Below are 13,691 nucleotides of genomic sequence, written 5' to 3'. Positions count from 1 at the left end.
TATTCCCTATTCATTAATGAATTTTAATATCTTCGTGCTGTTTTGTTTTAGATTTTCTCCAATTAAACAATCAAAATGTTGTCCTGATATACTGCTGTACACTATATTCCCAGCTAAATACTTCTCCCAAGTTTCTTTATCTTCTCCAAAAAATTCTCCATAAAAACTTTTTTCTGTTTCTTCACAAGAGAAAACTCTTACATTCCCGCTATATTTTGGGGGTTTATAAGTTGATACACATCCAAAATTTTGAGAAAAGATGTTAAATAGTGTATTTAACATTTTTATTTCATTGTCTAATAAATTTACCTTATCTCTATTTATTGAATTATAAAGATTATTTAGTCTTTCGGAAATTGGAATTGAAGAAAGTCTTTTAAACTCAAGTCCTATATCCTCATACTCTCCAACAAGCCTCTCAAATGACTCTATTTTCAAGTCACCATCTAGATTTTTTACCATATATTTTATACAATCATCGAGTCTTTCATCACTTACAGTATGACCAGCTTTAAAAATATCAGCATTTATTAGCCTAGAAAATGTTCTTTCTAGCAGTAATTCATTTTCTAAACTGGTCCTTAGTGCTATATCATATTTCTTTCTTGATAAACAATTGAAAACTGTTCTGTTTTGTTCTCTTGGAATAGTCGTACTCAATAAAGTTACATCTGATACATTCATATTTTTATTGGTTATATAATTCGCAGTCTCAATAGCTATCAAGCCACCAACGCAATGTCCAATAAGGATATACTTGGAATACCCGAGTTTACATAATACCTCTCCATATTTTTCTCCAAGATTTTTAAATGTATCCTCAGTTTTCATAGAAACATATTCTGCCTCATCTCCAAAAGAAAAGCCCAATACATCTTCGACATCATTACTATCTTTTATAATATAATCTAATAATTCTGTATATGCAGATAATGTGCCTGTCCCTGCGTGAAACAAAACTTTAGCAGTTTTCTTATCATTATCTAAATTGGATTTTTTTAATACTGATAAAGACTTATCAATCTTTTTATCAATCTTATCAAACCTGTTTTGAATTTTTTTGGAAATTTCTCTGATTGTCGGCGTTTGCATCATTTCAGTAAGCAAAGAACTCCAGTCCCAATCTTTTGCTTCTTCTACTTTTTCCAAAATTTCACTTATAATTTGTGCTATTAAAAGAGAGTCTCCGCCTACACTATAAAAGTTTTCATCTAATCCAATAAAAGACTTATTTAGCTCTTTACACCATATATGTTCAATCTTTTTTTCTATCTCTGTCATTTGCGATTTATCAATACTAATATCATCATCTTCTACTTTGAATAAACTTGATATTGCCTCTTTGTTAATTTTCCCATTGCTTGTTTTGGGTAAACTTTGTAATATTTTTATATCAGATGGAATCATATAGTTTGGCAAAGAATCATTTAAATGCTCAAATAATTCTGTTTTGTCAATGTTATAATATTCATTTTTAAATCTCGTTACAAAAACATTTTGTCCTGATACTTCTAGTAACTGACTACTTGGAAATGCATAAGTTATGTTGCCATCATTTCTATCTATAATATCTTCCCATTGCTTTTTTGAGAAAAATGTTTGTTCACTTTCTTTTCTTTCATCTTCAAATCCTATCAATCCATCCTTGAATTCCATTGATGTTAATAACATATAACTCATTTTTGTTTCCTCTAATATAATCAATGTCCCAGAATCTACTAATAGATTTTTTAAGTTTTTTATAACGAAATCTATATTTCTAGAATTGTGTAATACATTTGCACATAGTATTAAATCAAATGAGAACGCATCTAGACCCTGCTTATAAAAATCTTCATTTATATCAAATATTTTGTATTTTATCCAATCATATTCATGAAATATGTTTTTTGCATTGTTAAAAAAGAATTCAGAAACATCAGTGAAATAATATTCAACTTTTGAATCTTTCAATTTAGTAATCACATCAATAGTTGTTCCACCTACTCCTGCTCCAACTTCTAAAACTCTAAATGGTTTATTGCTATTTTTCATTTTTTCATTATATAAATAATGTATTTCATTAGCTATAAAACCATTATTGATTCTATTTATTTTATTGTCGTGATATGATGCCAAAGCAGGTTTTAAATCCCCTTTTGGAAAAAGTAAATTTAACGGATCTTCGATTCCTGTTATTAGTTCAGGTAAAGAATCATTAGATCTTTTCAGATAAGCTAAAAAATCCTTACTGTAATTAAATTCATTTTCTACTTTATAAAAATCATTCCATAATTGTTCAAGTGTTTCTCCATTCTCTTCACCTAAATATTGGTATTGTTCCTCATCTAATTGTAATATTTTTTCTTTAACCAATACATTTAGCCATCTCTTTAATAACTTGTCTAACTTTTCAGGTACGTTTATTATTTTTTTAATCTCTTGAATATTATATTTGCTTTTTTGGTCAGTAAAAATTCCAAAATGTTGAAATGTTCCTAAAATAGACTTCAATGATACCTTGTCAGCACAATCTCCCCATTTTATTAATAAATCAAGATTCATATTCTCTAAAACACTTGATTCTAACTCTTTTAAAAACTCAATTTCATCGCAACTCAAATAAAAATCATTAGATATATAACTTTTAATTTTAGGAGTAACCACAGCATTTATTTTACCATCTAAAGATTTCCCTTTTGTATATACAACTTGTGCAGAATCTACTTTGTTATAAGAAGCAATTGCATCCTCTATTTCTGATAATTCTATTCTATATCCATGAATTTTTATTTGTCCATCTCCAGACTCTCTACCAGTAAAAATAATTAAACCATTTTTTAAATAATAACCTGTATCACCTGTTTTATATATAATTTCTCCATCTCTTGTTCTTATAAATTGTTCTTTATTTAATTTTTCATCTCCGATGTATCCCTTGGATATTCCCTTACCGCCAATATACAATCCACCTTTAACATAGTCGGGACAAGGATTTAAATCTCTGTTTAAAACGAAAAATTTTTGATTTGACATAGGGTATCCATATGGAACACTAATATCAAATTTCTCATTTTTACCTATATCATAATAGATAGACCAAATTGATGCTTCTGTAGCTCCACCCATGCTAACAAGCTTCACATTTTCAAAAATATTGTATACTCTACTTGGTAAATTTGTTGGAATCCAATCTCCCGACAACATACATAGTCTTAAATATTCACTCTTTTTTATTTTTTCAGATGCCTCTAAATAATTAACTATCAGTTGCATTTGAGCTGGCACAGAGTTCCAAATAGTTACTCTATGAAGCAACATTAAATCATAAATATACTTTGAATCATTTGTCTTCTCTGATTCTGGTAGTACTAATGTTCCCCCAATATCAAAACACCCAAATATATCATATACCGATAAATCAAAGGATAATTTTGCTAATCCCAAAAACACGTCTGCTTCTTTTATCCTATATCTTTCATTGACATCAATTATTGTATTCATAACTGCATCATGCGTTATTCTTACACCCTTAGGTTCACCAGTAGTCCCAGAAGTAAAGATTATATAAGCATCATCCATGTAATATTTTTCTAAATTTAAATCTTTCATGCTATTAAATTCACTTAAAGAAATATTGTGTAAATTTATATTTTTAAATTCAGAATTACTCAGCTCTTCATCACATGATAGAACCACTTTAACATCTGACTTTTTTAGAATCTTGTTTTTTCTATTAATTGGCTGGTCTACGTCTATTGGAACATATACAGCGCCGCTTAATACAATAGCTAGTACAGATGCAATCTGCCACTCATTTTTTTCAATATTAACTGCTATTCTATCTCCAGATTTTATTTTATTGTTTTTTAAAGCTTCCATTATCGAACTAACATACAAGCTTAATTTTCTATAAGAATAAGTATTTCCCTTGAAAATTAGAGCTGTTTTCTCTGGATTTTTATTTAGCATTTTTAAAAATCCATCTCCTAAAGTTCTTTTTGGAAATTTTCTTTGTGTTGAATTAATATCATGTCTAACTTGCAGAATATTTTCAGGTAATTCCACTGGATTTTTCAAATCTAGGATTTTATACGGATTTTTACATAGTTCCTTAATTATATTTACAAAACCTGCAAACATTTCATCCATAACAACTTGATCAAACACAAATTTTCTAATATCCCAATTTATCCTAGCTCCTGTCTTTTCTTCTGCTAACTGACAATCAATATAAACTTGAGGTGTTTGGCTGATTTTATAATTGACTTTTCGCTTTAACAATACGTCATTTTCATTTGACAGACCGACTGTGCTTGTAAAAACTAATGGCACTACAACACTCTCACCTTTTAATCTGCTAAGCATTCTTAGAACTTCAACTCCAGAAAATGAGTTATGCTCCATATCCATCCATAAATTCTTTTGCAGATTTATTATTCTATCTTTAAATGTTAATTTACTGTCTATATCTATTGCCGATACATTCACATCCGTAAAATCTCCCACTATTTCATTAATATCTTTTATATTTAAAGAACTCCTCTTAAATAAAGTGGTGTTTATGCAAAATTTATTTGTACCTGACCAGTAATATACTATTTCTGACAATACTGACATAACCACAGCCGACACAGTTACACCGATATTTTTTGACAAATCACAGAGTTTACTCCACATGTCTTCATTTAAAAAAATACTTTTTTGAATAAAAGAGCTATCTTCTATATCTACAGTCTTCAGTGTCGGTAAGAATGGTGAGTTTCCCATATTTTCTATCTTATTTTCCCAATATTTTTTATCTTCTTGGCTATTAGCACTTTTATTTTGTTTTCTCTCTTTTTCATATATAACGATATCTCTATAGCTACTAGAATTACACGCTTCTTTTTCGGGGTTATAATAAAAATCTTCTAAATCTTTCAATATGATATTCATGCTTATATAGTCAGCAACTATCATATCAACAGAAAAGTGAAGCAACGTTTTTTCATTTATTTTAGTTATTGCAATATCACACATTGGCCATTCACCAATTTTATACTGTTTGTTAGCTAATTTCTCCCTCAAATCTAATTCTTTTTCATCTATTGAAAAATTCTCTTCAATTTCAACAAATGGTACATCCTTTTGCACTTTTTGTTTACCATTCTTATATATGATTGCTCTAAGCATATCATGCTTTTTTATGACTTTATTCCATGCTATCTCTATTTTGTCCTTATCTAAAAGCTCGTTATATTCAATTTCCATATACCCATGGCAACCCACACCACCCAATTCAAATGCTGTATTCCTTCCCAATAAATATGAACTCTGTATTTCTGTTAAATCAAATTCCTCATAACGATTTATTTCGTCTCTTTTAAAATATATGTTTTTTTCTTTATCCAAATATTCTAAAAGCATTGATTTATTAATCTTAAGTTGTTTTTTTAATTCATCTGTTAAGCTTCCCTTTGGTGCTCTAAATTTTACGTTACTACCCTCTTTCCAAACAACTATATTTTTATTGTTTAAAATATCTAGTAATTCTGTTATACTCATTAGATCCATCCTTTCTTTTACTAAATTGAATAAACTTCTATATCTTCAAGAATTTCATCAATCTTATCCGATATTCTTTCTATTGTTAGATTTGTAAATATTAAGTTCATTGAAATTTGGTTTTCTAATTTAAAAACTCTTTTAATTTCATTGATTATACCCATAGCTTTTAAGCTATCACCTCCAATTTTAAAATAATTATCATAAATAGATATTTCTCTTATATCTAGATGCTTTTTCCATATATCAATCATTTTGTTTTGTGTTACTGTTAGATTTGTTGTGTAAACTCTCGACTTTTCACCTAAAGGTACATCCATGCTTTGAAGCTTATTATAATTAAAATTACACTTTTTATACTCTCTATATTGTAAATAATTATTTGAATTTTCATTTGTTGCAATCCAATCATCATATTTAGTTAGTCTTAAAAGTTGTTCTTCTAAAGAATTTAACATGTCATCTAACATTTTTTCAGGGAAAATTTCATCTACACTGTCCCAACATAAAATCAAATCTCCATCTTTTATATAAGATTGGAAATCTAACCATACTCCTGGAGTTTGTGAAACCATATATGTAATTTTGCCCAAAGCTTTCTTTGACATTTCAGTCTCTAGTGGATAGTCTATGTTGCACGCAAAAATTACAGGTGCTACATTAATGCTTGTACCCTGTGATTTTGATATATCTCTTTGAACTTGAACTCCACTATAAGATGAATGACTAGCATTGTCTATAAAGGTTTTGCTTATTCTATTCAAAGTTTCTAGGAAAGAAGTATCATTTTTTCTTTCATGCTCTACTAATAAGATATTTGTAAAGTCTGCTACCATGGCTTTTAAGTTTTCGTTTGAAAGATCTCTATTAAATAATGGTAAGTTTATAAAAAACTTATCTTGGTTAGTCCATCTTTCTAGAATTAAAGCATATGCAGTTAATAAAACCATTGATGGTGTAGATTTATAACTTGCTGCAAGCTCTTTTATTTTGCTCCATTTATCTTTTTCAATAACTCGTTTCCTTCTAGTAAATCTCGTTTCTTTAATTTGTTCAGGAGCTTTCTTTAATGGTAAATTAGGTCTTTCTATCTCAAATGAGTCTATTTTTTCTTTCCAAAACTCTTGGTCTTTTTTATAAATTTCAGAGTCTACTTCAAGATTGTTTATATAGTCTTTAAATGTATAATTAATCAGATTATCTAATTCTTTTCCTAAATAAATTTCCCCTAATTCTTTTAAAAGAATACTCATGCTCATAACATCGGCAACAAGTAAATCTAAATCAAAGAAAATTTTATTTCTATTATGTGACAAGTTTGCAAGTTTTAATCCTGCGACTTCTCCCATTTCCACTCTAAGTTTTCTATGTGATAAATTTTCTCGTATTTCATCTAATCTGATTTTTCTTTCTTTTTCATCTAAATTAGATAAGTCAAAAACTTCAATTTCTTCACTAAAAGGTTTATCTAATATTTCTTGCTTTCCATCTTCTGTGAATCTTGCTCTGAGCATTGGATGTCTATATTGAAGTTTATTCCACGCATCATTCAATCTTTTATAATCTATATCTTTTCCATCTATTTCAATATAGGCATGACAACCCACTCCACCTAGAGTTTGATCATCACTTCTGCCTATAAAATAAGAATATTGAACATCTGTAAGATTGAATGAATCTTTGCCATCATTTGATTTCTTATTATCTTTTGAATGCTTCTTAATAGTTTTCGAATTAGCTACTAGGTCAAACCATGAATTAAGTGTAGGCTTCTCAATGAGCTTTGCGAAGGATATTCTAAGTCCTTCTTTTTTAAGAATTCCTGAAAGTTGCATTACTTGCATGGAACTTAAGCCTTTTTCTATTAAATTGTCATTTTCTTTTATGTCTGATTTCTTCAAGGTATCTTTTAACCATTTTTCAATTATTAGTTTAATTTCTTTTCTCGCATCAAATTCCATGTTCTGCTCCTTTCACTCTATTCTTTTTAATTTATTTCTATCAATTTTCCCCAAAGCAGTTAGCGGCCATGAATCTATATATTTTATAGAATCTGGTAATTTAAATTCCGCTACATTCTTATTCGCTAGAAATGTCCTGATATCTTCTAATGAGAGTTCGTCCTTCTCATCTTTTAATATGAATACTCCTATTTTTTCTCCCAAAAGTTCATCAGGTACTCCTACAACTTGAACATCCCCTATATTCTCATTAGATAGTAAAATATCTTCAATTTCAGAAGGGGTGATTTTTTCTCCAGCCCTATTTATTGTTTCTGAAATTCTTCCAACTACCTGATAATTCCCATCTTTTAGTTTCCTTGCCTTATCTCCAGTTTTGAAATATAAATCTTTTTCTATACATCTTTTATTTACTTCTGGGAGCTTATAATAGCCATAAATTGTGTAAGAGCCTCTAACTATAAGTTCTCCGTAATCTTCATCTTTGACTTCTTCTCCATCTTCATCAACTATTAACAATTCATCAAACTCACTTATAGGTTTACCTTGAGTTGTAAATATAGTTTTACTATCATCATCTAAAGAAGTTGTCATAATCAGACCTTCAGCTATTCCGAAAATTTGTTGTAGTTTGCAACCAAATTCTTTTTCTATTTTTTCTGCAAGCTTTTCTTCTAAAACCGAACCTCCAACTTGAAGAACCTTTAATGATGATATGTCATAATCATCTACCTTTATAAAATCTATACATATATTTGCCATAGCAGGAACTAAGCCCGTTATAGTAACCTTTTCTTCTTCAATTAAAGGCAAGATTTCATCTGGGCTTGTTACTGGGCATAAAACAACTTTGCCGCCTATAAAAAATGTTCCTAATATCCCTGGGCAACATAAAGGAAAGTTGTGAGCAATAGGAAGAGAGGCTAGATAAATACTGTCTTGATCCATTTTACATCTCTTTGCAGTTTCTTTTGCTACATAGATATAATCGCAGTGTCTCCTTGGTATCAATTTGGGTATACCAGTTGTGCCTCCTGATAAAAGTAATAATCCTATTTCTTTATAGTCAACATCTATATGTTGATATATATAATCTTTATCATTGAGATTGTAAAAATTTTTATATCCTTGATTATCCCCAAGAATATAAACTTCAAAATCTATATTTAATTCTTCTCTTACTTCTCTAATCATATCCACATATGAAAAGCCAAGATATTTATCCTTAGCTATATATGCTTTTGCCCCTGATTTTTCTAATATTCCCTTTATTTCATTTTTCCTATGAGCTGGAAGTGATAATACTGGAATCACACCAATCTTAAACATGGCAAAAAGGATAATAACAAATTCGTGACAATTAGGAAGTTGAAGAACGATTCTATCCCCCTTTTTAAATCCAGCTTTCAATAAACCATTGGCATAATGGCAAGCTTTTCTATTTAATTCTTGATATGAAAGTTCAACGACTCCATCTACTAAGGCAATCTTATCCCTATATTTTTTAGCACAATCTTCAATAAATTCTCCTAAAGTCATATGCGGCCATACTTGTTCATCATAAAATTTTTCCAATTTTTCTTTTAATTCAATGTTCATTAATTCTCCTCCAAGCATATTGCCCCGACATATTTGTCGTCATGGTTCAATGACTTTAATCTGCTTATTGTATTCCTTTTACTATCATTAATTTTTATAAATTCATTTTCCAAAGAAATTATTTCAATCTCTTTTAAATTTCTTATAAGACCAATACCATCACATTTAAGATAGGCTTCTTTTGCAGTCCAATATCTATAGAAACTTATTATATTGTTATCTATATTTATAATTTCATCTCTAGTAAAACAGTTTTCTAATATATCTTTAAACTCAAATTTAAAATTTATTTTTTCAACATCTATCCCTACTTCTCTTTTAGAAAAAGCTAACAAGACTAATCCTTCAGTGTGTGAGATGTTAAACTTTAATCCTATAGTGTTTTCTAGGTAAGGCTTATTGTTTTTATCTCGTTTGACTATTAAATCATTAATTCCTTTTTCTAGTAAACCTTTTAGGGATAAATTAAGTATTGCCCTTGATACTAGATAATTAATTTTTGCTATTTCTGATTTATAATCCTTTGATTTTATTATCTCCTCTTCAGTTAAATAAGAAAGTAATTTTTCTTCTAATAATTTGTCTGTATAAGCCTTAATTAGTATTAAATCATTATTAGATAATTTAGCTTTTAAATTTTCTAAAGTAAGAAAATCTTTAGTATTTCTTGTCTCATATTCTTCAATTTTCATTTACTTTTATAAACTCTTTTATCTCTTTAATGACACTTTCAGGAGATGTATTGACAAACATATGCTTGCCATCGATATATCTATAAGCGAATTCTTTTGTGGTATAATCTTGCCATTTTATAAGTTCATCTAAGGTCATTTCTTGATCTTTATCTCCCATAAAACCTAGTATAGGTGATTCTAATTTCTCAAACTTTGTGTCTTGATAGTCTTCATCTATTACAAAATCTGCCCTAAGCGTTGGTAAGAAAATGGAAATTAAATCCTTATTAGCTAGAATTTCTTTTGGTGTTCCTTCATATCTTCTCAAGCCTTCTATAAATCCGTCATCGTCAAGATGATAAATTGGATGAGGTTCTTTATATAATGGAGCACGCCCTCCTGATATAATTATTCCTCTTGGATTTATGTAATCCGAATTTTTAATTCTTAATGCTAATTCATAGACTATTTTTGTTCCCATACTGTGTCCAAATAAATGATAAGGTTTTCTAAAATCAAAATTTTCTTTCATGTCTTCAAATAAACTATCCACTAAGATGTTAATGTCACTTATAGCCTTTTCAGAAAACCTGTTTTCTCTTCCTGGATACTGGGCAACAAATAATTTTATATCTTCAAACTCATCTTTCCATTTTCTAAAGGCAGACACTCCACCACCTGCAAATGGAAATATAAAAAGATTTGCTATTATATTATTTTCATTAATTTCTTTATTTAGTATTTCAAAGTTTTTTGACATAAATTCACCTTTTTATTTGTTTTCTGTTAGTATCGGCTAACTCAAAATTATTATATACTATTTGATAGCTTTTATCAATAGCTTTAAGATGCTTTTGAAAAAATAATTTTAAAGATAAAAATAGCATAGATATCTCATTATGCGAGCCATCTATGCTATTTATTATAAATTGTAATCAAAATGTTTTTTTAATTTTTCAAAAGTTTCATCAGAAATAACATGCTCTATAAGACAAGCTTCATTTTCAGATTTTTCTGCATCTATTCCAAGTCTTATAAATACATCCGTCAAATATTTATGCCTTGTATACATTTTTTTGCAAAATGTTTTTGACTCCTCTGTTAAACGAATTATTTTATCTTCACCATAAATAATCAGCCCTTTATTTTCAAGTTTTTTTAACATTCTTGTAACAGTAGGTCTTTTATACTCTAAGTAATTAGCAAGATCCATGTTTCTTACTTCATCTTTTCCCAAAGATAAAATATATATAGCTTCTAAATAATTTTCCTCTGCAAATTCTCTGTGTAGAATGGATTACCCCTCCCTTAAAAATAAAAATAATTACATCCAAATTTAGTAAATACGAAATTAAAGAACTTAAAAAATGATTTCCTTAATTTTTATACTATCTCATTATACTTATAAAAATCCCTATTTAAAAGTAAATTTTGCAATATTCCTCTAGGTTTGTCATATATTGTTTATTAACTTCAATAGATGCGGTAACTTAATAAAATTTAATAAACACTTAACGCTTATAACTCTAATAGACCAAGCACATAAAAGAATCCATTTCATCCCTAATATCTATAATTTTATCATAGATGATTAGGTTCATTTTTAAGAACTATGCTTAAAGCTGTTCTTATACTATTAGTATATGAGCAAGCACAGTAAGTGCATATGCACTTACTAAAAATGGAATAAAAATACTACGAATATATCGCTTATTTTTTCCATTTTACTTGTTGGGGAATATCCCCAAACCCCTAAATTTATAATAATTAAATTCAGCAACAAACGCTTATAATAGCTTAAACGTAAACTTGAATATTATCTCAAAAAGTGATAAAATATCAATAATAAAAATTTAAATCAGGAGATTCCCAAACGAAATATATAGAATAAATTAAACCTGTAAGTCAAGTTATCCTACTTGAATTTACAGGTTTTTCTTTTTTATTTCGATTAATAAATTTATTAGGAAGAGGAGCTTCAAGGAAGTTTACTACGAGCTCTATCTATATAATTATTATCACATAATAAAGAGGGATTGAGAACAAAATGTAGTATTTATTATTACAACTACAATATACGAGGAGGTTAAATTATGACAAGTAGATTTAGAAATAACGGAATCTATTTAATGTTATCTGATGAGGAGTTAGAATTGCTAAATGAAAAATATAAAGCATCTAAGTGTAAAACTCTTAGGCAATTTATTATGAAATGTATTTTAGAAAAAGATATTTATGTATTAGATATGGATGTCTTTCGTGAAATGTCAACAAATATAAGTCGTACTTCAAATAATATAAATCAAATTACTAAAAGGGTAAATACTACATCAATTATATATAAAGATGATGTAGAAGATTTAAAAAGCTTATTAGAAAATCAGGCAAAAGATATTTTCTCTATACGTAAAAAAATATACTCTCTTACTAATTCTAATAGCATAAATACTGAGAAAGAATAATGGCAATCACTAAAATTCATCCTATAAAATCCACTTTAAAAGCAGCACTTGATTATATTATGAATAGTGATAAAACAGATGGAAAAATTCTAATTTCCTCCCTAAACTGTAACCCTATAACTGCTCATTTAGAATTTGAACAAACAAAAATAGAATGTAATTCTAAAGCAAAAGTTTTTGCAAGACATTTAATTCAATCTTTTTTCCCCGGAGAAACTACTGCTGAAGAGGCTCATCAAATAGGTTTAGAACTATGCGATAAAATCTTAAAAGGAAAGTATGAATATGTTCTTACTACCCATATAGATAAGGGGCATATTCACAACCATATACTATTTAATAACGTTTCTTTTGAAACTGGTAAAGCATATCAAAGTAACAAAAAAACTTACCACCAAATTAGAAATCATAGTGATGATTTATGTAGAAAGTATAAGCTATCAGTTATAGATGAAGATTATGTAAAATTTAAGGAAAAGTATAAAACCAATGGTAAATCCTACAAAGAATATATTGAATTTAAGAAAGGAAAATCTTGGAAACATAAACTTCAAATCGCTATTGATCATACTATTATTAAAGCAAATAGCTATGAGAATTTCTTAAAGCTTATGGAAGAATATGGCTATGAAATTAAACTTGGAAAATATCTTTCTTTCAGACATAAAAAACAAGGAGAAAAAGGGCGATTCATTCGTTCGAGGGAAACTACTCTTGGAAAAGATTATACAAAAGAGAAAATAAAAGAGAGAATTGAAAATAAGGTAAATGAAAATTACAAAAATAGTGAAGTACATTATTCTAAAAAATCTTACAAGAAATTTGATAATATAATAGACATAGAAAGCAATGAAAAGGTTAAATCTTCTAAAGGTTATGAAATATGGGCTAGAAAACATAATATGAATACTATGGCGAAGACCTTAAATCAGCTTAGAAAATACGGGCTATCATCTAGTATGGATTTGGAAAATAAACTCCAAGAGGAGGCTATTAATAGGCAAGAAATCCTAAATGAAATTAAGGATATAGAAAAAGTTATGAGCGAAATTTACACAGCTATTGAAGACATTAACACTATAAAAATAAATGAGGTTATCTATAAAACCTATAAAGAAAACACAAATGATAAAGATTTTTATAGTGAATATAAGCCTCAAATTATCGCATATAAAAAAGCAATAAATACTTTAGAAAAGTGTCAATATAAAAATCTAAGTATAAAAGAGTTGTCAAAATTATATGATGAATACAAAAATAAAAAAGATATTCTTATGGATGACTACGCCAACGAGAATATATTGATAAATGAATTGACTCAACTAAGAAAGAATACTGATAAGTATATTTATAATGAATTGTATAAGTAAGGATCTGGTGAATCAGCTTCTTCGGATAGATTTTGAGCTGATATTTTTTCAATATAACCCATCATTTTTCCTTAAAGACAACCAATAAAAAAATACAGG

The 13,691-nt window shown here is 28.2% G+C and carries 8 protein-coding genes; 2 read left to right on the top strand and 6 right to left on the bottom strand.

What is annotated here, in order from left to right; translation table 11 throughout:
• Nucleotides 1-6 precede the first annotated feature (6 nt).
• The 6 genes from L6651_RS06005 to L6651_RS05980 form a co-directional block, all read right to left on the bottom strand.
• Entirely contained in the window at nt 7-5,526 is a 5,520-nt protein-coding gene (locus L6651_RS06005) for a non-ribosomal peptide synthetase (protein WP_237037073.1), read from the bottom strand.
• A 20-nt stretch (nt 5,527-5,546) separates the two neighbouring features.
• The gene (locus tag L6651_RS06000) at nt 5,547-7,487 is read right to left on the bottom strand and encodes a condensation domain-containing protein (RefSeq protein WP_237037072.1); all 1,941 of its coding nucleotides are present in this window, start codon (nt 7,485-7,487) and stop codon (nt 5,547-5,549) included.
• Between the two features lie 12 nt (nt 7,488-7,499).
• Nucleotides 7,500-9,086 carry a (2,3-dihydroxybenzoyl)adenylate synthase gene (locus L6651_RS05995; protein ID WP_237037071.1) on the bottom strand — a complete coding sequence of 529 codons (1,587 nt, stop codon included), beginning with the start codon at nt 9,084-9,086 and terminating at the stop codon, nt 7,500-7,502.
• Nucleotides 9,086-9,778, bottom strand: coding sequence for a 4'-phosphopantetheinyl transferase family protein (locus L6651_RS05990; protein WP_237037070.1), 693 nt, complete (start codon nt 9,776-9,778; stop codon nt 9,086-9,088). The genes L6651_RS05995 and L6651_RS05990 overlap by 1 nt, the downstream gene beginning before the upstream one ends.
• Nucleotides 9,768-10,520: a thioesterase II family protein gene (locus tag L6651_RS05985; protein ID WP_237037069.1), complete on the bottom strand. Its 753-nt coding sequence runs from the start codon at nt 10,518-10,520 to the stop codon at nt 9,768-9,770. Before L6651_RS05985 ends, L6651_RS05990 begins: the two co-directional genes overlap by 11 nt.
• 162 nt (nt 10,521-10,682) lie before the next feature.
• A complete protein-coding gene (locus L6651_RS05980; RefSeq protein ID WP_142954987.1) occupies nt 10,683-11,054 on the bottom strand; it encodes a metal-dependent transcriptional regulator in 372 nt (123 codons plus the stop codon).
• A gap of 799 nt (nt 11,055-11,853) precedes the next feature.
• Here L6651_RS05980 and L6651_RS05975 point away from each other — a divergent pair.
• Nucleotides 11,854-12,222, top strand: coding sequence for a plasmid mobilization protein (locus L6651_RS05975; RefSeq protein ID WP_060801413.1), 369 nt, complete (start codon nt 11,854-11,856; stop codon nt 12,220-12,222).
• On the top strand, nt 12,222-13,592 hold the full coding sequence (locus L6651_RS05970) for a relaxase/mobilization nuclease domain-containing protein (protein WP_237037067.1): 1,371 nt from the start codon (nt 12,222-12,224) through the stop codon (nt 13,590-13,592). The genes L6651_RS05975 and L6651_RS05970 overlap by 1 nt, the downstream gene beginning before the upstream one ends.
• Nucleotides 13,593-13,691 lie beyond the last annotated feature (99 nt).

Origin of the sequence: Mediannikoviicoccus vaginalis (assembly GCF_928097925.1) — a bacterium.
In the GTDB taxonomy this organism is placed as follows: Bacteria; Bacillota; Clostridia; order Tissierellales; family Peptoniphilaceae; genus Mediannikoviicoccus; species Mediannikoviicoccus vaginalis.
Note: the sequence above shows the minus strand (reverse complement) of the source record. Positions and strands in the feature narration are given on the sequence as shown.

Coding starts and splice junctions, on each gene's coding strand:
- L6651_RS06005 (WP_237037073.1), bottom strand. CDS start 5,526: ATGAGTATAACAGAATTACTAGATATTTTAAACAATAAAAATATAGTT.
- L6651_RS06000 (WP_237037072.1), bottom strand. CDS start 7,487: ATGGAATTTGATGCGAGAAAAGAAATTAAACTAATAATTGAAAAATGG.
- L6651_RS05995 (WP_237037071.1), bottom strand. CDS start 9,086: ATGAACATTGAATTAAAAGAAAAATTGGAAAAATTTTATGATGAACAA.
- L6651_RS05990 (WP_237037070.1), bottom strand. CDS start 9,778: ATGAAAATTGAAGAATATGAGACAAGAAATACTAAAGATTTTCTTACT.
- L6651_RS05985 (WP_237037069.1), bottom strand. CDS start 10,520: ATGTCAAAAAACTTTGAAATACTAAATAAAGAAATTAATGAAAATAAT.
- L6651_RS05975 (WP_060801413.1), top strand. CDS start 11,854: ATGACAAGTAGATTTAGAAATAACGGAATCTATTTAATGTTATCTGAT.
- L6651_RS05970 (WP_237037067.1), top strand. CDS start 12,222: ATGGCAATCACTAAAATTCATCCTATAAAATCCACTTTAAAAGCAGCA.